Source organism: Ensifer adhaerens (assembly GCF_002007205.1).
Taxonomy (GTDB): Bacteria; Pseudomonadota; Alphaproteobacteria; order Rhizobiales; family Rhizobiaceae; genus Ensifer; species Ensifer adhaerens_D.
Genome location: NZ_LAZS01000012.1, coordinates 355,501 through 377,786, shown reverse-complemented (window position 1 = coordinate 377,786; position 22,286 = coordinate 355,501). Strand labels below are relative to the sequence as shown.

General features: G+C 62.1%; 17 protein-coding genes and 1 pseudogene. 5 read left to right on the top strand and 13 right to left on the bottom strand.

Features of this window, described 5'->3' with window-relative positions; genetic code table 11:
* Positions 1 to 63: 63 nt before the first annotated feature.
* The 7 genes from betA to speB all read right to left on the bottom strand — a co-directional run bounded on the left by betA (position 64) and on the right by speB (position 6,885).
* Complete coding sequence (gene betA, locus XB14_RS26545) at positions 64 to 1,749, bottom strand: choline dehydrogenase (RefSeq protein ID WP_077966132.1); 1,686 nt, start codon at positions 1,747 to 1,749, stop codon at positions 64 to 66.
* 18 nt (positions 1,750 to 1,767) lie between these two features.
* Positions 1,768 to 3,231, bottom strand: a complete 1,464-nt coding sequence (locus tag XB14_RS26540) for a purine-cytosine permease family protein (RefSeq protein ID WP_077966130.1) — start codon at positions 3,229 to 3,231, stop codon at positions 1,768 to 1,770.
* Between the two features lies 1 nt (position 3,232).
* The gene (locus tag XB14_RS32885) at positions 3,233 to 3,403 is read right to left on the bottom strand and encodes a hypothetical protein (RefSeq protein ID WP_143348555.1); all 171 of its coding nucleotides are present in this window, start codon (positions 3,401 to 3,403) and stop codon (positions 3,233 to 3,235) included.
* Positions 3,404 to 3,505: 102 nt separating this feature from the next.
* The gene (locus XB14_RS26535; RefSeq protein ID WP_077966128.1) at positions 3,506 to 4,396 is read right to left on the bottom strand and encodes a polysaccharide deacetylase family protein; all 891 of its coding nucleotides are present in this window, start codon (positions 4,394 to 4,396) and stop codon (positions 3,506 to 3,508) included.
* Entirely contained in the window at positions 4,393 to 5,130 is a 738-nt protein-coding gene (locus XB14_RS26530) for an SDR family NAD(P)-dependent oxidoreductase (RefSeq protein ID WP_077966126.1), read from the bottom strand. The genes XB14_RS26535 and XB14_RS26530 overlap by 4 nt, the downstream gene beginning before the upstream one ends.
* Positions 5,127 to 5,909, bottom strand: a complete 783-nt coding sequence (locus XB14_RS26525) for an SDR family NAD(P)-dependent oxidoreductase (RefSeq protein ID WP_077966124.1) — start codon at positions 5,907 to 5,909, stop codon at positions 5,127 to 5,129. Before XB14_RS26525 ends, XB14_RS26530 begins: the two co-directional genes overlap by 4 nt.
* A gap of 4 nt (positions 5,910 to 5,913) precedes the next feature.
* Positions 5,914 to 6,885, bottom strand: a complete 972-nt coding sequence (gene speB, locus XB14_RS26520; RefSeq protein ID WP_077966122.1) for an agmatinase — start codon at positions 6,883 to 6,885, stop codon at positions 5,914 to 5,916.
* 92 nt (positions 6,886 to 6,977) lie between these two features.
* Here speB and XB14_RS26515 point away from each other — a divergent pair, with 92 nt between their 5' ends.
* The 3 genes and pseudogenes from XB14_RS26515 to XB14_RS26505 form a co-directional block, all read left to right on the top strand.
* Positions 6,978 to 7,910, top strand: a complete 933-nt coding sequence (locus XB14_RS26515; protein ID WP_077966121.1) for a LysR family transcriptional regulator — start codon at positions 6,978 to 6,980, stop codon at positions 7,908 to 7,910.
* Between the two features lie 815 nt (positions 7,911 to 8,725).
* A complete protein-coding gene (locus XB14_RS26510; protein ID WP_077966120.1) occupies positions 8,726 to 11,071 on the top strand; it encodes an ethanolamine ammonia-lyase in 2,346 nt (781 codons plus the stop codon).
* Positions 11,072 to 11,172: 101 nt separating this feature from the next.
* Positions 11,173 to 11,310: pseudogene (locus XB14_RS26505) on the top strand (addiction module antidote protein, HigA family); the annotation flags it as partial.
* A 200-nt stretch (positions 11,311 to 11,510) separates the two neighbouring features.
* Here the strand turns inward: XB14_RS26505 and XB14_RS26500 are convergent.
* Entirely contained in the window at positions 11,511 to 13,961 is a 2,451-nt protein-coding gene (locus XB14_RS26500) for a GcvT family protein (protein WP_077966119.1), read from the bottom strand.
* Positions 13,962 to 14,039: 78 nt separating this feature from the next.
* Positions 14,040 to 14,831, bottom strand: a complete 792-nt coding sequence (locus XB14_RS26495) for a DeoR/GlpR family DNA-binding transcription regulator (RefSeq protein WP_143348554.1) — start codon at positions 14,829 to 14,831, stop codon at positions 14,040 to 14,042.
* 214 nt (positions 14,832 to 15,045) lie between these two features.
* Here XB14_RS26495 and XB14_RS26490 point away from each other — a divergent pair, with 214 nt between their 5' ends.
* A complete protein-coding gene (locus XB14_RS26490) occupies positions 15,046 to 16,083 on the top strand; it encodes a GlxA family transcriptional regulator (RefSeq protein ID WP_077966117.1) in 1,038 nt (345 codons plus the stop codon).
* 74 nt (positions 16,084 to 16,157) lie between these two features.
* On the opposite strand, the gene XB14_RS26485 is transcribed toward XB14_RS26490, so the two are convergent.
* From XB14_RS26485 to XB14_RS26475, 3 genes are all read right to left on the bottom strand, one after another.
* Positions 16,158 to 18,167 carry a putative 2-aminoethylphosphonate ABC transporter permease subunit gene (locus XB14_RS26485; RefSeq protein ID WP_077967757.1) on the bottom strand — a complete coding sequence of 670 codons (2,010 nt, stop codon included), beginning with the start codon at positions 18,165 to 18,167 and terminating at the stop codon, positions 16,158 to 16,160.
* Positions 18,168 to 18,175: 8 nt separating this feature from the next.
* Positions 18,176 to 19,351, bottom strand: coding sequence for a putative 2-aminoethylphosphonate ABC transporter ATP-binding protein (locus XB14_RS26480; protein WP_077966115.1), 1,176 nt, complete (start codon positions 19,349 to 19,351; stop codon positions 18,176 to 18,178).
* 86 nt (positions 19,352 to 19,437) lie between these two features.
* Positions 19,438 to 20,460 (bottom strand): putative 2-aminoethylphosphonate ABC transporter substrate-binding protein, encoded by a 1,023-nt coding sequence (locus XB14_RS26475; RefSeq protein WP_077966114.1) that lies wholly within the window; start codon positions 20,458 to 20,460, stop codon positions 19,438 to 19,440.
* On the opposite strand from XB14_RS26475, the gene XB14_RS32880 reads away from it, so the two are divergent.
* On the top strand, positions 20,459 to 20,692 hold the full coding sequence (locus tag XB14_RS32880) for a hypothetical protein (protein ID WP_143348553.1): 234 nt from the start codon (positions 20,459 to 20,461) through the stop codon (positions 20,690 to 20,692). The two genes, XB14_RS26475 and XB14_RS32880, sit on opposite strands and share 2 nt — an antisense overlap.
* A 131-nt stretch (positions 20,693 to 20,823) precedes the next feature.
* On the opposite strand, the gene phnY is transcribed toward XB14_RS32880, so the two are convergent.
* Positions 20,824 to 22,278 (bottom strand): phosphonoacetaldehyde dehydrogenase, encoded by a 1,455-nt coding sequence (gene phnY, locus XB14_RS26470; protein ID WP_077966113.1) that lies wholly within the window; start codon positions 22,276 to 22,278, stop codon positions 20,824 to 20,826.
* Between the last annotated feature and the right edge of the window lie 8 nt (positions 22,279 to 22,286).

Below are 22,286 nucleotides of genomic sequence, written 5' to 3'. Positions count from 1 at the left end.
AAGCCGCCGGGCGGCCACGTAACCGATACCGCGCAACATGACGCACCACCCTCTCCAGGCTCATCATTGCCGGACGGCGCGAAGCGGCTTTCCACTGCGCTGCGTTGCGCCGACGCCGGGAGCGACGCCGACTGCGGCGTTGGAAGCCGCGAGCAGTGGCTTGCCGCGCACCATGTCGGAGGCACGTTCCGCCAGCATGATCGTGGGGGCATTGAGGTTGGCGTTCGGCTCCGACGGAAAGACGGAACTGTCGATCACCCTCAGCCCGTTGATGCCGTGGACCTTGAGCTCGCTGTCGACGACCGCCATTCCGTCCTCACCCATGCGGCAGGAGCCGCAAGGGTGGTAAGTGCTCTCCATTGTCTCGCGCACCCAGGCGTCGATCTCGTCGTTGCTTCGAACATCCTTGCCCGGCGCCATTTCCTCGCCGCGAAAGCGGTCGAAGGCCGGCTGGGCGATGATTTCGCGCGTCAGCCGCAGGCAGCGGCGGAAGCCCTCGCGGTCCTCCTCGCGGTCGAGATAATTGAAAAGGATATCGGGCTGTTCATGGGCCTCCGGAGAGCGAAGCCGGACATAGCCGCGGCTCTTCGGCTTGTTCGGTCCGGTCAGCACCATGAAACCGTGGCCGTCGAGCGGCTTCTTGCCGTCGTAGCGCATGGCGGCCGGCAGGAAGTGGAACTGGATATCCGGCCATTGGAGCGAAGCGTCGGAGCGAATGAAGCCGCCGCTTTCAAAGTGATTGGAGACCGAAAGCCCCTTCTTGAACAAGAGCCATTCGGCCCCTATCAAAGCCTTGCTGAAGAGCCCCATCTTGCCGTTGAGCGTGATCGGCTCTTTGCAGGCATACTGGATGTAGACCTCGGAATGATCCTGCAGGTTCTCGCCAACCCCTGGCAGATCGTGCAGCACGGGAACACCGGCATTCTGCAGCACGGCGGCTGGCCCGATACCGGAGCGCTGCAACAGGTGCGGTGATCCGATCGGTCCGGAGGAAATCAGCACCTCGCGGTTGGCGCGTGCGACATGACGCTCGCCGCCGAGTTCGTATTCGACGCCGACGGCGCGCTTGCCTTCGACAAGCACGCGCCGCGTCATCGCATGGGTGATGACCGTGAGGTTCGGCCTCCCCATCGCCGGCTTCAGATAGGCGTTGGCCGTCGACCAGCGCACGCCGTCCTTGACGGTCATGTGCATCGGCCCGAAGCCCTCCTGCATGTGCCCGTTCGGGTCGTCTGTGGTGATGTAGCCCGCCTCGCGGCCGGCTTCGACAAAAGCACCGTAGAGCGGGTTTTTCATCCCGTTGCCGGCATTGGTCGCAAGCGGACCTGAGGCGCCGCGATAGCTGTCGCCTCCGTCCTGCCAGCTTTCGGCGCGCTGGAAATAGGGTAGGCAATTGGCGTAGCGCCAGCCGCGCGCGCCTAGTTCCTCCCACTCGTCGAAATCGCTGGCGTGGCCGCGCATGTAGACGAGCCCGTTGATCGAGGACGAGCCGCCGATGACCTTGCCGCGCGGGCAATGCACGCGCCGGCCGTCGAGACCGGGCTCCGGCAGGGTCATGTATTTCCAATTGTACTTCGTTCCGTTCATCGGGATCGAAAGCGCCGTCGGCATCTGGATGAAGATCGACTTGTCGCTGCCGCCGAATTCAAGAACCAGCACCCTGATGGACGGGTCCTCGGACAGGCGGTTGGCGAGCACGCAGCCGGCTGATCCTGCGCCGATGATGATGTAGTCGTAGGTATCGCTCATGGCGGTCTTCTCCAGGCGTTACGGGTATTGGCCCCAGCCACGGCCACGGGCAAAAAGCCGCGTGAGCACGTAGTGGACGGCGCCTGCAGCAAGGCAGGACGGCACGGAGGCGGTCAGGTATTTGAAAGCCGGCAGGCTTGCGAGCGTCTGCGGGTTGAAGACGGCGACATAGACGATGAAGCCGACCGCGAGGGCAAAGAGCCCGATGGGGTTGAAGCCCGCCCAGAACCGATAGGGTCCGTTTTCCTGCGGCCCGTGCAGGCTGCGCATGTCGAGCTTCTGGCCACGCAGGAAGAAGTAGTCGGCGATGCCGATGCCGGCGAGCGCGGAATTCAGCGCCGAAGTCCAGACGAGAAAGATGAAGAAACCGTCATACATCTGCGGGTAGAAGACCACGAGCCCGAACGGGATGAGGCAGAAGAGGAACAGGATCGCGCCCCAGGAAATGGCGCGAACCGATGCGGTTCCGACCTGCCTGAGGCCGACGATCGAGGTGTAGAGGATGTTTGCCATCGAGGTCATGTTGGCGAAGGCGACGAAAAGCAGCGCGACGATGCCGATCATCGGACCGGCGATCTTCGTCATCCAGATCGTCGGATCGCTTTCGCCGAGCGCGACGGCGGCCAGCAAGCCGACGATCTCGCCGAGGGCCGCCGCCCCGAAGATGCCGAGGATATTCGGCCAGAAGGCGGTGCGCTCGTTCTTGGTCAGCCGCGCGAGGTTGCCGATATAGGGCCACCAGGAGAAGCCGGCGGCGAGATTGACCTCGACCGCGACGATGAAGTTCAGCGTCTTGTCCTCAAACGGCGGGGCAAGGGCCGGCAGCGCGAGGAGTTCGCCGATCGAGTGATGGCTGAGGATGAGGTAAAGCATCGCCACCATCAAGAGCACCAGCGCCGGCGACACGACCATGTTGAAGAACTTGATCGAGGTCGGCCCCTTGGCGACGATGAACCAGGTGAGCAGGATCGCGCCGATGGCCGCGATGATCATCTTGGCACCAGTCGGATTGGCCGCCTCGCCGGCGCTCAACGCCATCAGCCCGTCGATCGAGCGGCCGAACATCATCGCAAGGACTGCAAGCCAGCCCATGGTCAGGATGACCACGGCGAGCACATACACGACCCGGCTGCCGTTGTAGCCGAACTGGCTGCGCAGCGCGACGAACTGCTCGACCCCGTAGCGGCCGGACATGGTGGTGGTGGCAAGGGCCGTCAGCACCACGCCGACGATATTGCCGATGACGATCGCGGCGATGCCCTCCTTCGGCCCGACGAAGAGGCCGACGGAGCCACCGATCAGAAAGGCCCAGGTGGCGATCGCCAGCGCCGAATTGGCATAGGTGAATTCCCAGAAACCCCACAGCCTTTCTGAAGGCAGCAATGGCGCGTCACCGCGCTCGGCGGCCGCGCGATTGCGGGCGGCCTCTTCCTGCTCGGTCTTCAACGTGGAGAGATGTTCGTGTGCGACATGATCGGTCATCTCAAGCCCCCCAGAGCCAGAAGCCGACGACGAGCACCAGCGTCAGTACGGTCATGCCGCAATAGTCGAGCGTGCTCATCGTGCCCTCGAAACGGTCTCCCGCCTCGACGTCCTCATAGATGCGCGCGCGCCGCGCCAGTTCCTGTTGCCAGGCGATATCGTTGTTTTCCATCGTCGTTCCCCTTTTCGCGTCGCGCCTTCTGGCGTCTTTCCGCGAAGTCCATTGCGGCTCCATCAGCCGCCGATCTTCGGAAGCGGGCAAACCCGCTGCCGGCTACCGAACCGTGACGGGCTCGGAATAGAAGGGCAGCCGGTCTATCCTCGGCGACCAGCTGCCGTTTTCGACAACGCGCCGCACATGGGCGGCGATCTCCTCCATCGGCGCGAACCAGACGTCACCACGCGAAAGAACCTGTTCGAGAAAGCGGTGCACCACCTCCCAGCGCGCCAACCGGCCGGTGGCGAAGGGGTGAACGACCGGCACCCAGAGCCCGCCATGGCGATAGGCCGCCTCGAATTCCTGCGCGAAAGCGGCGAAGCCCTGTTCCGGCGCGCGGATCGGCATCATGTAATCGAGGTCCATCGACTGGACATATTGCGGCCAGTCGTCGAGGCCCCAGTGCGAGGGCAGTTCGACGAGGCGCCCGGCATCGCATTCGAGCAGATAGGGAATGTCGTCGCCCATCAGCGAAGCGTCGTAGTCGAACCCGCGCGACACGAGCAGATCCGCGGATCGATGGGAAAAATTGTAGAGCGGCGCCCGCCAGCCGCGCGGCCGCTTTCCACTTGCCCGCATGATCACCTCGATGCCGCGGTCGAGCCAATGCGCCTCGTCCTCGTCCGAGAGTTCGCGCGGGTGCTCATGCAGGAAGCCGTGATGGGCCAGCTCGTGACCACCTTCAAGGATTGCTTCGATCGCCTGCGGGTATTGCTCGATGCACCAGGCGGGCACGAAGAAGGTCTGCTTGATGCCGAGTTGCCGGTAGCTCTCGACAATGCGGGGGATCGCCACTTTTGGCCCGTATTGCAGCATCGAGATTGCCGAGACCCGGCTGTGACCGTCTTGAGGATGGGCGATATGGACGAGGCTGTCGGCATCCATGTCGAAGGTGATGGAGGCGGCACATTTCGCACCGTTTGGCCAGGGAATGAGGTTTGCGATCATGGCATGATGCTCCCGCCGTTGCTGCCGATCCCCTGGCCGGTGAAGTAGCGCCCGCCGGAGCCGGCGAGAAACCGTGCGAGTTCGCCGATCTCCTCGGGCTTGCCGAAGCGCGCAAGCGGGATCGCCAGTTCCCTGGCACGCCATTCCGCGCTCATGTTCGCCGCCCCAAGCATCTCGGTATCGATCGGACCGGGGCAGATCGCATTGACCAGCACGCGCGGCGCAAATTCCTTTGCCCAGGAGCGGACAAGCCCGAGCACGCCATGCTTGGAGGCGACATAGGGCGAGAAGGTCTCACGGCCGTAATGGGCCATGTCGGAGGCGATCATGATCAGCCGCGCCGGCTGCTCGGCCGTTCCCTCCATCAAACCCAGCGCCATCTTGCCGACAAGGAAGCTGCCGCGCAGATTGATGGCAATCACCCGGTCGAAATCGGCGACGGGGGTTTCCAGCAGCGGCGCTTCATGGATGACACCAGCGCAGTGGACCACGACGTCGAGCCCGCCGAACCGCTGCCGCACCGCCTCGCCGACCGCGGCAACGGCACCTTCGTCCGAGACATCGCAGGCAAGCGTCAGGGTTTCGGCGGCCCCTGCCCGTGTCGCGGCATCGGCGGTCTCGTCCGGTCGGCGGATATCGGCAAGCGCAACCCGAGCCCCCGTCGCTGCAAACGCCAGTGCGCAGGCCGCGCCGATGCCGCGATAGGCGCCGGTGACAAGAACGCGCGCGCTCATGCCATCACCTCGCCGCGGTCGAGCATCAGCGCCTGTCCCGTCATGTCCTTGGCACCATCGGAGGCGAGGAAGAGATAGGGTGCAGCGAGGTCTTCCGGTTCCAAGAGGCCCGGCAGAACCTGGGCTCCCACGATCTCGTCCAGCAGGTCCTGTTCGCGGCGGCCGGTGCGCAGCGACATGTTCTTGAGTGACAGCATTGCCGCCTCGGTGCGCACCCAACCGGGGCAGACGGCGTTGACACGGATGCCCTTCGCCCCGAGTTCCTTGGCCATCACGCGGGTAAAACCGAGATTGGCGTGCTTGGAGGCGATATAGGCGGAGAACTCGGGCACGGCGACCCGGCTCCAGATTGATGCGGTGACGACGATGCGGGCGCCCGCGCGCATATGCGGCAACGCATGGCGGGTCACATAGAAGGTGCCGTTGGTGTTGATGTCGGTGATGCGTCGGAACGTGTCTTCGACGCTGTCGTCTTCGTCGGTCACCGGCGTAATGCGCTCGAGCCCGGCATTGTTGACGAGCACATCGATGCGACCAAGCGGCGCGAGTGTCGCCTTAACGGCAGCACTGTCGGTGATATCGCATTCGAGCGCCGCGATCCTGCGGCCGAAGCGTTCAGACATCTCGCGGGCGGCCTCGTGAATTCCACGGCCGGAGGAAAGAATGGTGACCTCTGCCCCGGCGGCGGCGAAACCCTCCGCGACCGCGCGGCCGATGCCGCGGCTGGCGCCCGTCACCAGCACGTGTTCGCCGGAAAAATCGTAAGCGATACTACCCATGGTCTCAGCCTCTCTTGGCGTGCATGACGCGGCCGATGAGGTTCATCAGCACCTGGGCGGCGAGGATCGAGGTCGAGCCTGAGTGGTCGTAGTCCGGCGCAACCTCGACCAGGTCGATGCCGACGATGGTGCCGCGCCTGGCGAGTATCGAGAGGATCTCCAGCACCTCGTAATAGATGAAGCCGCCATGGGACGGCGTGCCGGTACCCGGCGCAATCGAGGGATCGAAGCCGTCGATGTCGATCGTGACGTAGTAGCGGGCTCCGGCCGGCACGCGGGCGGCGACCGCCTCCGTGCCGAGCGCGCGGATCTGGCGCACGGACAGGATATCCGAGCCCATTGACCGCGCATCCTCGTAGCCTTCCTTGGCAGTCGAGGAAACGTTGCGGATGCCGAATTGCGAGAGCCCGGAGACATAGGGCTTCTCGGCGGCCCGGCGCATGGGATTGCCGTGGCCGTAGCGAACCCCGTGCCGCTCGTCGACGAAGTCGAGATGCGCGTCGATCTGGACGATATGGATCGGGCCATTCCTGGCGCAGTCCTCGTCGAACGCGTTGATGCAGGGAATGTTGACGGAGTGATCGCCACCGAGAACCACCGGCAGTGCACCGGCGGCCAGGATCTTGCGCACGCCGAATTCGATGTTGGCGTGGCTCTTCATCGTGTCGGTGTGGATGATGTCGGCATCGCCGATATCGACGATCGAAACCTTGTCGCTCGGCAGGTAGGTGACGTCGTCCTCGTGATCGTAGGCGCCCCCATGACCGAAGGAAAACAGCGTCGATGCCTCGCGGATCGCCCGCGGCCCGAAGCGGGTGCCGGCGCGCCATTGCGTGCCGCAGTCAAACGGCGCGCCGAGAATCGCCACATCCGCATCGATCGCATCCCAGTCCGGCTGGTAGGGATATTTGCCGAAGGTGCAGATGCCGACGAACGGCAGGTTCAGCCGCCCGGTTTCATAGGAATTACCCGCCATGTCTCTCCTCCTCAGGATGAAGGAAGTGTGTGGAAGGTCGATACGCTTAAAAATATCTATGATTGGATGTTTAGTTGTGACTTAATCAATGCATGATCAACAAGGTTCGCCATCGCATCCTCAATCTGTCGCTCGGCGATGCAGAGTTGAGATTGTTGCGTGTCTTTGCCTCCGTCGTGCAGCATGGGGGGTTTTCCGCCGCGCAATCATCACTCGGGATGACGCAGGCGACCATCTCCACCCATATGCGCCACCTTGAGGAGCGGCTGGGCTTACGCCTCTGCAGCCGCGGGCGAAGCGGTTTCCTTCTGACCGACGAGGGGCGCCTCGTTTATGAGGCGACGCTGGATCTTTTCGGCTCGCTGGAAAAGTTCCAGAGCCGTGTCGGCGAGGCGCAAGGGGAACTGACCGGCAGCCTGACTTTCGGCACTGTGGATGCGATGATCACCAATCGCGATCTCGATCTGCAGGGCGCGCTTGCCACGTTCCACCGGCAGGCGCCGCGTGTCCATCTTGAGATTGACGTCGCCGCGCCGCAGGTGTTGCACCAGGGTCTGTTGAACGGCGGCTACCAGATCGTTCTGATGCCGTCAGTCGGCGGCGCCACCCCGCATTTCCGCACACAGCCGGTGTTTTCCGAGGTGCAGAAACTCTATTGCGCCAAAGGTCATCCGCTGTTCGACATGCCCGACGAATCCCTCACCGACGAACTGCTAGGAGCGCAATCCTTTGCCGGCCGCACCTACATGCTCACCGAGACGATCTGCGGCGTGACCTTTAACTGGGCTGCGGCAACGCCGCACATGGAAGGCACCTTACTGCTTCTGCTCTCCGGCGCTTACATTGGCTTCCTGCCCGACCACTATGCAGACGAGTGGGTACGCAACGGCCGACTGCGGCTACTAGCGCCCGACCGCATGACCTTCGAGGACCTGTTCCACATCGCCCATCCGCGCAACAAGCCGTCGCGCGCCGCTGAGACGCTGGCGCGCGCCATCGTTGAATGTGTGCTTAATCCACGCTGATCCGAGTTGACGTCAACCTGTTGAACCAACCACGACCCATGGGGTCAGCGTCAAGTCAGTGCCTGTCTCCCGTACGGAGGAAATCGGTATTCAGCTAGAAGCTGCAAACCGACATGGCCACTGCTCATTTCATCTGAGATTCAATTGAACGAAAAGATTGTCGAACGGTTGCAACGGGTTTAATTTATCGTCGCTGATGACCGTACCGAGCTCCATTGGGAGTTGGATCGATATGCGCGTCATGGATGTAGTGACGGAAAAAATCGTAAGGCTTTCGCCCGGCTACGGTGTCCATCCCAACTCACGTAGCGCGCGGCAAACCGCGTCAGCGGCCTTGCTGTCGTTGACGACGGACGGGTGTTGGTTGGTCTCATAAGGGACCGCGACTGGATCCTGGAAGCGTGGTCGAACATTCACCAAATGCATTCTTCACGATCATACAAATTGAAGGGGCATGGAAATGGTAAAGTCAATGAATGCGGCCGTCGTACGACATCTTCCGCCGAGTGGCTGAGGGAAAGATCGACGGTCGTATCGTCATGCGATTTCACTAATTCACCCGTGCACGACCTACTCTTCGCCTAGACCTGCCGGCAGGAGGATTGCTCAACGGAGCGTTTCGCTCGTTGACGACGGACAAGGTCATGACGTCCGTCTCGTCGTGATCGAGAACGGCCCGACTGGCTTGCTGCGGACCCATAGCGCGCAGCTGTTCACCGCCGGGGGCTTTTCGAGATGAATGGCTCGGCGGCCGGTGATGACGCAGCCATGCCCGCGTGGAGCCCGTTATCGACATTCTGAGAAAGGATTCAGCCATGAGTGAAGGCTTCTTCTCCAACCAGCATGCCGGACTTTACAGACGAGATCTCCTGGTAATCGCAGGGACTGCAGCGCTTGCAAGCTATGGTCAAACGGCGAAAGCGGCGGTTGGCGAAGCAGCCCTAACAATAGAGGAAATCGGGCCAAGGGAAGACGTGTTTGCGTATCTGAGCAGGGTCAAGGGCGGCTTTGACCAGAAAACCTATCAGCAGGTTCTTGGAGCGGCAAACGACTTCAAGGAGGGGGATCAGGCCATCGGAGTGGGTGCGCACGACGACACGACGCGGCGCAATGCGAGGGCACTTCTGGCGAACACAAAGATCGCAGACCTGGATCGGCACCCGCTGTTTGAGGACGATCTGCAGCGATTGATCTGGCAGACGACCGACCAGGCGCAGCAAGAAAAGCTGAAAGATTGGACAATGGGTCAGCTGAAGGAATTTCTTCTCACCCGATCGGAAGAAGAGATCAAAGGCGTCATGTACGGCCTGACGAGCGATACCATCGGCTGTGTGCCAAAACTGATGAGCAACGACGAGCTGATCGCCGTCAGCCAGAAAATCTTCAACGTCATGCCTGGCACCAAGCTGGGAGCCAAAGGATACATGGGCGCACGCATCCAGCCGAATTCGCCAACGGATCACCCCGAGGACATCATGTGGCAGGTCTTCGATGCGTTTTCCTATGCAACCGGTGACATCGTCATCGGTACCAACCCGGTGGACAGCACGGTCAACAGCGTCGTCACGGTGGAGCGAGCGCTCAAGGACATCGTGGATACCTTCAAGCTGGTCGACGTCATTCCCTGGTGTGTGCTTGCCCATATCGATGTCCAGGGCGAGGTGAGCGAACGTTTCCCGGGAACGGTTGCGACCGTGTTCCAGAGCCTCGCCGGAACCGATGACTGCAACAAGATCTTCGACATCACCAACGAGAAGATCCTGAAGTATGCAAGCGCGAAAGCAGGGGAAAGGTATGGCCTCTACTTCGAGACCGGGCAGGGCTCGGAATTCACCAACGGCGTGGCCAATGGCGTCGACATGATGGTGCTCGAGTCTCGAAAATATGGGTTCAGTAGGGCGACCGGGATCGAGCTTGCAAAGGTGCAGCCCAAGGGAGCATGGCTCCATGTCAACGACGTTGCCGGCTTCATCGGACCGGAGGTCTTCAAGAGCCGCGAACAGCTCGTCCGATGCTGCCTCGAAGACATGGTCATGGGCAAGCTTCATGGGCTGACCATCGGCCTTGATATCTGCACAACTCTGCACATGACGGTCAGCCTGGACGATCTCGATTGGTGCCAGGACCAGATCATGCCGGCCAATCCTGCTTATCTGATCGCTTTGCCCACCAAGAATGACCCGATGTTGAGCTATCTGACGACCGCATTTCAGGACCACGTGCGCATCAGGGAGAAATTTGGCTTCAAGGTCAACGACGCAATGTGGGAGTTTTACAAGCGCATCGGCATCGTCGGCAACGACAACAGTTATACATCGAATTACGGAGATCCCCTCTGGGTGTACTACCAATACCGCCTCGCCAAAGGTGACAAGCGAGCCAAGGAAGCTGTTTACGCCGAAGGCAGGCAGATGATGAAGGCGGTCGAAGCGAGAGGCGTCGACCTGGCGACGGGCCACGGAGAGAAGATCTGGGATCTCAACCCTGCGCTCGCGACGAAAGTGCGGGGTCTGTATGACGACGCCAAGCAGTCTCTATGGGCCGAACTCACACCGGAGTTTGTCGCCACTGTGCCAGGCGTCGTCCCGGTCCGCACCCTCTCCAAGGACCGAAACGACTACATCGCCCACCCTACCACCGGCGAAACGCTGAGCCCCGATTCGGTCAAGGAAATCGAGCGGATAAGGGCATCCTGGAAAGGCGCCATGCCCAAGGGCCAGATCGTCATTTCAGACGGTCTGAACGCCAAGGCGATCATGGACGAAGGCCATCTTCATCCGTATCTGGAGGCAATGCGCAGTCTGCTCGGCGACGCCGGCGTCACTATGAGCGACAAGAATATTCTTGTGACGAGCGGCAGGGTGCGGGCCGGCTACAGGATCGGCGAGATGCTTTTTGGGGACGCCGATCCCAACAGTTTCCGGGGAATTCTCCACATCATCGGCGAACGGCCTGGAACAATGCATCACGCCTACTCGGTCTATATTACTGTTGCCAAGGGCAAGCGTTGGGCTGAGAAGGACATCGATCACGACATGACGAAACTGGTCAGCAACGTCGCCGATACCGCGCTTGCGCCCAAGGAGGCGGCGAAGGAAACCTTGACCATCATCCGGGAGATCATCGGCAAAGACGTAAACGGCAGCCGGCGATATGGGTAGGCCGGCTCCTCTCTGGTGACGACCAGCCTTTTCCATGAGCGTGCAGGTGCGAAAGCCCGCGCAGGAACAGGATGGGGTTCGCCGCAGACAGGGAGCTTGAGATGACACCCATCCTTCCGCCCGTCCATCCGGGCGAAATGCGCCGAGAGGAGTATCTACTCCCTCTGAAGATGAGCGCCGGCGCGCTGGCGAAAAAGCTCAGTGTTTCTCGCACCCGCATCGAACGCATGGCGGCGCAAAGCAGGAAGAACGCGGACCGGCGTTCTTCCTGACTTGTTCATCGGTGCGCGTGGGTTCAGCACAACATCGGCGATAACGTTCTGTCTGGATCGCCGTCGTTCCCGCGTAGCGGCAGAATGGTACCGAGCTAATCGGCCGTAAAACTGCGGCGGCATTCCGTGCGTCGCCGGGACTGGATCGCCGACGCCGGAATGTTCAGCTACGCCTTCGTCCTCAGGCCCTTCGGATCATAGGCCGCCTTCAACTGTGCAGTAACCGCGAAGCGCTTGCCCGCAAGTTCAACCTCGAAGCGGCCGGTCTCCACGAAGGCCTTGTCGACTCCAGGCGGATGTTCGATGAGCGCCAGCGCGACCGAGCACCCGAGTGTATGACCATAGGCGGCCGAGCGTACTTCTCCGACAGGTTTCCCATCGCGAAGGATCAACTCGCCGCCCCAGAGCATCGGGTCCGGATCGTCCACCGTGAACTGCACGATGCGGCGCGACGGCGTTCCCTTTGCCTTCGCCTCGTCAAGCGCGCGGCGGCCGATGAAGCCGCCAGGTTTGTCGAGAGCGACTGCGAAGGCGAGACCGGCCTCGTAGGGCGTAACATCAGGGGTCAGCTCACGGCTCCAGGCACGGTAGCCTTTCTCGAGCCTGAGGGCCTCGAGCGCATAATATCCGCAGTCCGTCAGTCCGAATTCCCGGCCGGCCTCGTGCAGCGCTTCGTAGACGCCGACTGCGAATTCGGTCGGTACGATCAGTTCCCAGCCGAGTTCCCCAACATAGGTCATGCGGTTGGCGAAGGTTGTGGCATAACCAACGTCGATCTCCCGGATCGTCCCGAAGGGAAACCCGTCATTCGATATGTCGGCCGAGGTGAGCCCGGAGAGAATGTCGCGCGACCGTGGCCCCATCAGAGCCAGGACCGAGTAGGCCGAGGTTACGTCGGTCAGCGTCACATGGGTGTCGGCTGCAATGTTCTTGCGGATCCAATCGGCGTCGTGCACGGCCTGCGCCGATCCGGTAATGAGCAGGAAACGGTCGGCAGCAAGACGCATGACTGTCAGATCGGTCTCATAGCCGCCCCGTTCGTTCAGCAGGCCGGTATAGACGGAACGACCGACCGCCACGTCGATCTGCGCAGCGCAGATGCGATTGAGCGCCGCTGCGGCATCCCGTCCCTGGACGAGCAGCTTGGCAAACGAGGTCTGGTCGAAGATGCCGGCAGCCTCGCGCGTCGCCTTCATCTCGCGCTTGACCGCGTCGTACCAGTTCTGCCGGCCGAAGGCGTACTCCGTCACCGGGCTCTGGCCTTCCGCGGCAAACCAGTTGGCGCGCTCCCATCCCATTTTGGAGCCGAAGCACGCACCCTTTGCGGCAAGGCGATCGTAGAGGGGCGAACGGCGGAAAGGCCGTGCCGTGTCGAGCTCCCGGTTTGGCCAGGGCATGGCATAGTGCAGCCCGAGCGTTTCCTTGACGCGGTCGTGCAGCCAGCGCGGATTGTTGTTGAAGCCGGCAAAGCGACGGATATCGACGGGCCAGAGATCCATGGTCGGCGCGCGGTTGACGATCCACTCGGCCAGTGCCCGCCCTGCCCCGCCGGCGCTCGCGATGCCCATGGAATTGAAGCCGGCGCCGACAAAGAAGTTCTTCAGTTCAGGCGCCTCGCCGAGAATGAAATTGTTGTCGGGGGTAAAACTTTCCGGGCCGTTGTAGAACTTCTTCACTTCTGACGTCGCAAGCTGCGGCACGCGCTGCAGCGCATTGTGCATCAGGATCTCGAACTGGTCCCAATCATCAGGCAACAGGGCGAATTCGAAATCATCGGGAATGCCGGCCATGCCCCAGGGCTTCGCCTCCGGCTCGAAGCCGCCCATGACCAGACCGCCGACTTCCTCCTTGAAATAGATGTAGCCGTCGGGATCGCGCATGACCGGCAGGTCGGGATGCACGCCTTCGATCCGGCCGGTGACGATATACATATGCTCGGCCGAGTGCAGCGGCACGGTGACGCCGCACATCTGGCCGACCTTGCGTGCCCATTGCCCGGCGCAGTTGACGACGATCTCGGCGGCAATCACCCCGCGGTCGGTTTCCACCCCGGTGACGGCGCCGTTCTTCGTCGAAATGCCGGTGACCCGGACGCGTTCGATGACACGGGCGCCGCGGTTGCGCGCACCCTTTGCGAGCGATTGCGTCAGGTCCGTCGGATTGGCCTTGCCGTCGCCCGGCAGCCAGACGGCGCCGACAAGGTCGTCGATGGCCATCACCGGCCAGAGATCCTGGGCTTGCTTCGGCGAGATCACCTCGATCTCGACACCTTGAGCGCGGGCCGAGGCCGCCGTGCGTTTCAGCACGGTCATGCGGTCCTCGGTGCGCGCAACCGAAAGCGAACCGCAATTCTTCCAGCCGGTGGCAAGACCGGTCTCAGACTCCAACTCGCTGTAGAGCTTGGTCGAGTACTTGATGAGACCCGTCATGTTGGCGTGGCTGCGCAACTGGCCGACGAGACCGGCGGCGTGCCAGGTGGTGCCGCCGCTGAGCTGCCCCTGCTCCAGGAGAACGACATCGGTCCAGCCGAGCTTGGTCAGATGATAGGCGACCGAACAACCGATGATGCCGCCACCGACGATGACGACCTGTGCCTGCGTTGGAAATTCCTGCGCCATGAAACGACCTCCCGAAACCATGGAAGGCCACACGGTACCAAAACATCGACAAAGAACAAGACAAAAAGTTACAAAATATTACATTTCATGCTCGGCGACGATCAGAACCGGCCCTTTGCGCTCCAGCGCCTCGCGGATTGCCTCGGGCGGATGCCGATCGACGATCACCCCGGCGGCCACTTCGAAGCGCGGGATGCGCAGCGGCGTCAGCCGCCCGAACTTGGAGCTGTCGAGCACGAAATAGGCTTTGGCCGCCGTCGTCACCATGCGCGAGCGCTGTTCGGCGCCGCTGCGGGTAAAATCGGTCACCTCGCCATCCGGCGACAGGCCGCCGCCGCCGAGGAACGCGACATCGACACGGAAGTGATTGATGGCTTCAAGCGCATCGATGCCGACAGCCGCCTCCTCGTCCGGATCGATCTCGCCGCCGAGCATGTGCACCCGCACCAGCGGCTGCCGGCACATTAACAGAGCGATCGACAGCGAAGTTGTACAAATCGTTAGGTTTCTCCGCCCTGATAACGCGTGGGCGACAGCCAGCGTCGTGGTACCGGAATCCAGGAAAATCACCATCCCGTCGCGCACCAGGCCGGCCGCCGCCCGCCCGATCGCCGCCTTCGGCGCGGCATTTTCCTCGCGCCGCTCGACAAAGGCCGCCTCGGTCGGCTCGAACAGGGTGGCGCCGCCATGGACAAGATCAAGCTGGCCGCGATCGGCAAGCAGCTTCAGGTCGCGCCTTATCGTCTGGCGCGACACGTCGAAGAAGTCCGCAAGCTCGGTGATGCCCACGGTGCCGTCGGCCGCGAGACGCCTGAGGATTTCGCCATGTCGGCGCGGGGCGAGCGCTCTTGTGCTTTGAGAGTCAGACATGGAACCAACTGTGTTCATTTTTGTCCATTTGACAAGCCGCGCCACAGGTTCGCCACTCGCCCGGTTGGTAATAACCGGCATTTCACGCGAGAATACAGAGAATTTTCCTCCGCAGCCGCTGAAATCGGCTTGGCAACGGTTCATTATGTTGCATAATGTAACTATTCCATCAATCTCGCAACACGTCACGACCTTTCATGATCAGGAAGAGATAATGCAGCAGGCAACCGCGCGGGTCCGCCACTTCACCTTCTATCTGCTCGATGGTTTTGCGCTGCATGGCTTTTCCGCAGCGACCGAAGCGCTGCGCCTTGCCAATGACGTGGCCGGGCGCCGGGTCTATCACTGGCACGTTGTAACGGCGAATGCCTCATCCGCCGTCTCATCCTGCGGCACACGCCTTGCTGCGGCCGGATCTCTTTCGGATGAGCGCGGCCGGTACCACCGGGGCGAACAGCCAGGGTTCGTCGTCGTCTGCGGCAGCCGCACGAAACCGCCCGCCGACCGGGCTCTGGAGGCCTGGCTTCGGTTATGCGCCCGCAATCAGCTGCGCCTCGCAGGGCTTGCTGGCGGCGTCTACTGTCTGGCGCGCGCAGGCCTGCTCGACGAGCGTCGCTGCGCGGTCCACTGGGAGCATTTTCCGGATTTCTCCGAAAGGTTCTTCATTGCCGGGGCGCGCCAGACCGCCTTCGAGATCGACGGCAACCTTTACACCTGTGCCGGCGGCAATGCGCCCTTCGACATGTTCCTGCGCATCATCGAAGCGGACCTCGGCCCTGATGTTGTCAACCGCATCTGCGAGGCGGCGCTCTGCGAGCGGCTTCGCGAGACAGGCGAGCGCCAGCGCCTGCCGCTGCAGGCACGCCTTGGCATCGACAACCCTTTGCTGATCCGGATCATCAAGCAGATGGAGGCCAATCTCACCGAGCCGGTGAAGCTTGCCGACATGTCGCCTTCGACCGGCCTGTCGCGGCGCCAGATCGAGCGCCTGTTTCGCAAGGAAATGGGCCGCACGCCGGCACGCTATTATCTCGACCTCAGGCTGGAGCGCGCCCATCTGCTGCTCATCACCTCATCCCTTCAGGTCATCGAGATCGCGGTCGCCTGCGGCTTTTCCACCGCGTCGCATTTTTCCCGCACCTACCGCGAGCGCTATGGGCTTACGCCGCAACGCACGCGTCTTGCCGAGATGGAACGCCAGCGCGCCGGAAACGATCGCAGGGCGACGATGGAAGAGCCTCGGGTAGCTTAGGATTGCCGTCGAGCAAGCGGCGCCTCCCTTCGGCGGCGAAGGGAGGCGAAACAATTTGCCCATCTGGAAACGGGTTAGCGCCAGGCCTGGGTCCGGGCGAGCAGGCCGCGCGCGATCAGCGCATGGACGAGCTTCGCCGCGACATTGGTGTAGAAGATCATCATGCCCATGGCCGCAGCCGGCGCAATGTCACCCGCATCGTCCATGTTGAGCACCGCGACCGAGGCAAGCTTCGTATCCGTCGAGTAGAGGAAGACCACCGCCGAGACCGTCGTCATCGCGTTGACGAAGAGATAGATCGCGATGTTGAGGATCGCCGGAAGGCAGACCGGCACCGTGACCCGGAAGAACAGCCGGTGGAACGGCTGCTTGAGCGAGGCGGCCACCGATTCGAATTCCGGGTCCATCTGCTTCAGTGCCGTCAGCGCCGTCAGATGCGCGACGGTATAGAAGTGCGTCACCGTCGAGACGACGAGGATCGTCATCGTGCCGTAGATCGGGTGTAGCGGATTGGCCGGGTTGTTGAAGAAGAAGATATAGGCAAGTCCGAGCACCATGCCGGGCACGGCCATCGGCATCATCGCCAGGAAGTGGAAGACGCCGCGACCGAGGCGAAAGCCGTCGGCCTTCTCGACCATGTAAGCGCCGGCGAAGACGACTATCGAACCGAAGAGCGCTGTCAGAAGCGCGAGCCGGATCGAATTGCCGTAAGCCGCCCAGCCGCCGCCGTCCATCAGGTCAAAGGCGAAGTTCTTGGCCGTCAGCGTCAGGTCGTAGGGCCAGAACTTCACCACCGCCGCGATCTGGCACATCGCGATCATGCCGAGGATGAAGAGACTGACGAGGCAGGCGAAGGCGAAGCACAACCCGTCCATACGGGCATTGGGCTTCGGCTGATAGGGCACGGCGCGCGCTGAGAGCAACGCCACCTGCCGCTTCTGCATGTGCCGGTCGACGTAAAAGGCAAGCACCGCCGGCACCAGCAGAATGACGGAAACGACCGCGCCCATCTCGAAGTTCTGCTGGCCGATCACCTGCTTGTAGATATCGACGGCCAGCATGCCGTATTGCCCGCCGATCACCTTGGGCAGGCCGAAGTCGGTGATGACGAGCGTGAAGACGACGAAGGCAGCCGAGACGATGCCAAAGCGCGCGCCGGGCACCGTAACGGTCGTGAAAGTCCGCCACTTACTGGCCTTGAGCGAGGCGGCCGCCTCGTAATGCCTCGCGTCGGCAACGGAGAGCGCCGTCAGGATGATCAGAAAGGCATGCGGCAGCGTGAAGAAGATCGAGCCGATGACGATGCCGATCGGACCGTAGATCGAATAGCCAAGCAGCCAATCCCTGAAGATGCCCTGGTTGCCGAAGAGATAGACGAGCGCAATGCCCGGCAGCAGCGACGGCACAAGGATCGGGATCGCCAGAATGCCGCGGAACAGAGCCTTGAGCGGCATGCAGCTGCGCGTCAGACCATAGGCGAGCGCAAAGGCGATCGAGATGGTGAACGCCGTGCTGATCACCGCCATCAGCACGGAATTGTAGATCGACTGCGCCAGGGCCGGTGTCGCAAAATAAGTCGTGAAGTTCTCAACGCCCAAAGTGCGCGCGGGCCGCAGCACGACGCGCCGGAAGGTGCCGGAATCGTATTCACGCCACTCCGTCCCCTTTTCCAGGGCGGAGCCGACCAGGAAGGCCGCGTCGTCCGTCGTTCCACGAATGCGGTAGTGGACGGGACTGCGGAATTTGAAGTCCGGAAAGAACTTGGTCACCGCGAGGCGTCCGTCGGAACTGCTCGGAAGCTCGGCTTCCGTCAGCGCCTCGAGCTGCCGGTTGAGATCCGCGGCATTGACGATCGCCCCCCAGTTCGCCCCCGCTTCGTCGCTCACCTGGAACTCGAAGGCCGAAAGCTCGAACCTATAGGTCGAAAGCGACTTCGACAGCATGACGAAGAGCGGCGCGCCGAGGGCGACGACCAGATAGAGCCCGATGACCGCCATGAAGCCGAGCTTGATGCGGTCGTCCCGCGAGGCTTCCTGGCGCAGACGCTTGCCGATCGGGGGAAGATGCGGCGCTTCGAGGACCATGTTCATCGTCACGCACCCCTTGGATAGAGCAGAAGACGATCCCGTGGGATTTCCACCTGGATGGCGCCGCCCGTTTCGATCCTGAGACGCCTGACGGCGTTGACCGAGAAATCGGCGACAAGCGTGCGCTCGCCAAGGCGTGGCGCCGTCAGGCGCGTGCGCCAGAACATGCCGAGGAATTCCATCTCCTGCACTTCGGCGTCGATCAGGTTCTGCGGCGTCGCCGGCCGATCGATGGCGTTGGCGGCATGGGCATCGGCGCCGTGCGGGATAATGTCGACCGGGCGGACAACAGCCGTTGCGGCATGCCCGGCGGAAAATTCCTCGGTCGAACAACAGAAGGCCGAATGGCCGATCTCGACCTCACCATCCCCAAGCACGCGCGCCGGAAATTGGTTGGTCTCGCCGATGAAGTCGGCGACGAACAGTGTTTCTGGATGGCGGTAGATTTCGGTGGGCGATCCGACCTGCTCGATGACGCCGTGGTTCATGACGACAATACGATCGGCCATGGCGAGCGCCTCCTCCTGGTCGTGCGTCACCATGATGGTGGTAACGCCGAGCTTTCTTTGCAGCGCCTTGATCTCATGGCGGAGATGCACACGGACTTTGGCGTCGAGCGCGGAAAGCGGCTCGTCGAGCAGCAGCAGCCCCGGGGAGATGGCGATGGCGCGTGCAAGCGCGATACGTTGCTGCTGGCCGCCGGAAAGCTGGGCAGGATACTTCTTGCCATGCGCCGACAGGCCGACCATTTCCAGCAGCTCGGCGACACGGGAGGCTACCCCCGCCTTCGACCGACCGGTGTTTTCCAAGCCAAAGGCGATGTTCTGCTCGATCGTCAGATTGGGAAAGAGCGCGTAGGACTGGAAGACGATGCCATAGTCGCGGCTGGAAGCGGGCAGCGTCGAGATGTTGCGACCGTCCTGCAGGATGGTGCCCTGCGTCTGCAGATCGAGGCCAGCGATTGCTCTCAGCAGCGTTGTCTTGCCGCATCCCGACGGGCCCAGAAAACAGACGAACTCGCCCCGCGCAATCGACAGCGAAATGTCGCGCAGCGCGACGAAATCGCCATAGGTTTTCCAGAGATCCGAGATCTGCAAATAGGGAGCCGGCTCCGCGGCCGGATCATCGGCGAAGTGCTGACGGCTGGTGGGCGTCGGTTCGATCGACAGGGCATGCCTCATCTGCAAGCTCCGCTGGCTTGAGGGATTTTCTTTCCGAGAAATGCGATCGGGCGCAGCGCGAAGGCGCTACGCCCGGCCGATCAGGCTCAGCTCTTCGGTTCAGACTTGGCGTCGTAACGCTTCTGCCATTCCTTGAGGATGTCAGAGCGGTTGTTTGCGGCCCACTCGAAGTCGTTGACGATCATCCTGGAGGCGATGTCGTCGGGCAGGTGCTCGACCTGCTTGGCGACGCCCGGATAGGCAACGACGGCATAGCCGGCATTGTACATTTCGTTCGCTTCCTTGGTGACCGACCAGTCGACGAGCGTCTTTGCGGCTTCGAGGTTTGCCGTGCCGGCGATGATCGCCGTGGCTTCAGCCTCCCAGCCCGAGCCTTCCGCGGGGAAGATGATGTCGATCGGTGCGCCGGCACTCTTGGCCTTGGCGCCCGGAAACTCGAAGGACACGCCGATGACGGCTTCGCCGGCGCCCGCCATCTTGCACGGCTTGGAGCCGGAATGCGTGTAGGCAGAGATGTTCTGGTGGAGCTTGTCCATGAAGTCCCAGGCCTTCTCGTCACCCCACATCTGCATCCAGCCGGAGACGTCGAGGAAACCGGTGCCCGAGGATGCCGGGTTCGGCATCACCACGTGGCCCTTGTATTCGGGGTTCGTCAGGTCTTTCCAGCTCGTCGGCGGCTTGAGGCCGAGCTTTTCGCCCTCGACCGTGTTGTAGCAAAGGGCGGCAACATAGGCGTCCATGCCGACCCAGCTTGGCGGCGTGTCCTGGTCGACGAATTTCGGGTCGAGCGCCTCGACGCCCTTCGGCTGGTAGGGCTCCAGCATGCCTTCGGTCTTGAGCAGAAGCAGCGAGGTGGCGGCGAGCCCCCAGACGACGTCGGCCTGCGGATTGTCCTTCTCGGCAAGGAGCTTGGCGGTCATGACGCCGGTGGAATCGCGCACCCAGTTGATCTTGATGTCCGGATGGGCCTTCTCGAAGGTCGCCTTGTAGCGGTCGAGGTCGACGGCTTCGACGGCGGTGTAGACGGTGAGCTGGGTTTCAGCGGTAGCGATCGCGGGAAACAACGCGGAAGCGGCGCCGGCAAGCATAAGGAGCATGCGACTGTTCATGTTCAAGTTCTCCTCTGAAGACCTGGTAAAACCGGGGAAGCGCGGCGGAAAATCTTGTCGTTTCCCTTTTGTGATCGGCTTCGGGAAACATTCTGCGCAGCGGTTTCCAGTAAGTAAAATTTATTATTCTTATCGTTCAGAAGATAAAAACTATGGATCAATTGCCGCAAAACCGGGCAAATCCGCAGTCTCATGGCTAAAGCATCGGCGCTTTTGGTCGAACAGGAATTGACCTGCCGCGTGTGAAGGCAAAGGGCTCACCGTCGAGCGGACGGATCCAGGAGATCTGGCATCCGCCAACAAAAAAAGGGAGCCGACACAGCGGCTCCTAGGGAGGTGAATCAGCGGGGGAAACGCTTCAAATCACCATGGCAAGGAGAAAGTCTTGACATTGGTAAAGCTCTTCATCGCCTCGATGACGCCTTCCTTGTAGCCGTTGCCGGAATCCTTGATGCCACCGAAGGGGCTCATCTCGATGCGGTAGCCCGGCACTTCCCAGATGTTGACGGTGCCGACCTTGAGCCCGGCGATGTATTTCTGCATCCGCCGGAAGTCGTTGGTGCAGACCCCGGACGAAAGCCCGAAGGCGGTCGAATTCGACAGCGCGATCAGCGCGTCATCGTCATCGGGGGCGCGCACGATCGGTATGATCGGCGCGAAGGTTTCTTCCATCACCAGTTCGCTCGAATGGGCAACCCGGTCGATCACGATCGGCGGCAACAGGGCGCCCTTACGGCCGGGATCGTAGAGGATTTCCGCCCCTTCTTCCGCCGCCTTGTGCACACGACCCTCGAAGATTTCCGCCGCACGGGCGTGAACGACGGTACCGAGTTCGGTAGCGCGATCCATGGGGTCGCCGAACTTCAGCTTCTTCGCCCGCTCCAGCACCAGCGGCACGAAACGGTCGGCGACGCTCTCCTGGCAAAGGATGCGCTTCACCGCCGTGCAGCGCTGGCCGGAATTCTTCGTCGCACCGGCAACGGCGAGATCTGCTGCCCTGGCGAGATCGGCGTCCGAGAGATCGTTGAGGATGATCAGCGGGTCATTGCCGCCCAGTTCCAGGATCTGTCTCTTGTAGTGAGCATGCGCGGCGATCAGCTTTCCGACCGGCACGCTGCCGGTAAAGGTAATGAGGTCGAAGTTCGGATTGGTGATCATCTCCATGCCGATATCGGCGGGCCAGCCGGTGACGACGGAGAGCATCTCCGGCGGAAGGCCGGCCTCATAGAGAATGTCGGCGAAGACAAGCGCCGTCATCGGCGTCAACTCGGTCGGCTTCAGGACGACGCAATTGTTCGTCGCAACCGCCGGCGCCACCTTGTGCGCCACCATGTTGAGCGGATGGTTGAACGGTGTGATCGCCGAAATGGCGTTGAGCGGTTCGCGCATGGTGAAGATCTTGCGCGCCTTGCCGTGTGGAGTGAGGTCGCAGGAGAAGATCTCGCCATCGTCATGGATGCACATCTGCCCCGACAGCGTCAGCACGTCGAAGGCGCGACCGACCTCGTAGAGAGAATCCTGCTTGGAGATCCCGAGCTCCAACGTGATCAGATCGGAGATCTCCTCCTTGCGGGCAACGAGCAGGTCCGCGGCCTTCAGCAGGATGCGCTGGCGCTCGTAACGCGTCAGCTTCGGCTGATAAGCCGCCGCGATCTCGAAGGCCTTGCGGGCATGCTCGGCGCTGCCCGCAGGCACCGTGCCGATGACCGCATCGTTGAAGGGATAGCGCACCTCGATGCGCCCCTCGGTATCGACCGCCTTGCCGGCGATCCGCATCGGCTCGTGGCGAATTGCAAATGCCGTTTCCACCTTGGTCATCGCGTCCT

Coding starts and splice junctions, on each gene's coding strand:
- betA (WP_077966132.1), bottom strand. CDS start 1,749: ATGAGCGATACCTACGACTACATCATCATCGGCGCAGGATCAGCCGGC.
- XB14_RS26540 (WP_077966130.1), bottom strand. CDS start 3,231: ATGACCGATCATGTCGCACACGAACATCTCTCCACGTTGAAGACCGAG.
- XB14_RS32885 (WP_143348555.1), bottom strand. CDS start 3,403: ATGGAAAACAACGATATCGCCTGGCAACAGGAACTGGCGCGGCGCGCG.
- XB14_RS26535 (WP_077966128.1), bottom strand. CDS start 4,396: ATGATCGCAAACCTCATTCCCTGGCCAAACGGTGCGAAATGTGCCGCC.
- XB14_RS26530 (WP_077966126.1), bottom strand. CDS start 5,130: ATGAGCGCGCGCGTTCTTGTCACCGGCGCCTATCGCGGCATCGGCGCG.
- XB14_RS26525 (WP_077966124.1), bottom strand. CDS start 5,909: ATGGGTAGTATCGCTTACGATTTTTCCGGCGAACACGTGCTGGTGACG.
- speB (WP_077966122.1), bottom strand. CDS start 6,885: ATGGCGGGTAATTCCTATGAAACCGGGCGGCTGAACCTGCCGTTCGTC.
- XB14_RS26515 (WP_077966121.1), top strand. CDS start 6,978: ATGATCAACAAGGTTCGCCATCGCATCCTCAATCTGTCGCTCGGCGAT.
- XB14_RS26510 (WP_077966120.1), top strand. CDS start 8,726: ATGAGTGAAGGCTTCTTCTCCAACCAGCATGCCGGACTTTACAGACGA.
- XB14_RS26500 (WP_077966119.1), bottom strand. CDS start 13,961: ATGGCGCAGGAATTTCCAACGCAGGCACAGGTCGTCATCGTCGGTGGC.
- XB14_RS26495 (WP_143348554.1), bottom strand. CDS start 14,831: ATGTCTGACTCTCAAAGCACAAGAGCGCTCGCCCCGCGCCGACATGGC.
- XB14_RS26490 (WP_077966117.1), top strand. CDS start 15,046: ATGCAGCAGGCAACCGCGCGGGTCCGCCACTTCACCTTCTATCTGCTC.
- XB14_RS26485 (WP_077967757.1), bottom strand. CDS start 18,167: ATGGTCCTCGAAGCGCCGCATCTTCCCCCGATCGGCAAGCGTCTGCGC.
- XB14_RS26480 (WP_077966115.1), bottom strand. CDS start 19,351: ATGAGGCATGCCCTGTCGATCGAACCGACGCCCACCAGCCGTCAGCAC.
- XB14_RS32880 (WP_143348553.1), top strand. CDS start 20,459: ATGTTCAAGTTCTCCTCTGAAGACCTGGTAAAACCGGGGAAGCGCGGC.
- XB14_RS26475 (WP_077966114.1), bottom strand. CDS start 20,460: ATGAACAGTCGCATGCTCCTTATGCTTGCCGGCGCCGCTTCCGCGTTG.
- phnY (WP_077966113.1), bottom strand. CDS start 22,278: ATGACCAAGGTGGAAACGGCATTTGCAATTCGCCACGAGCCGATGCGG.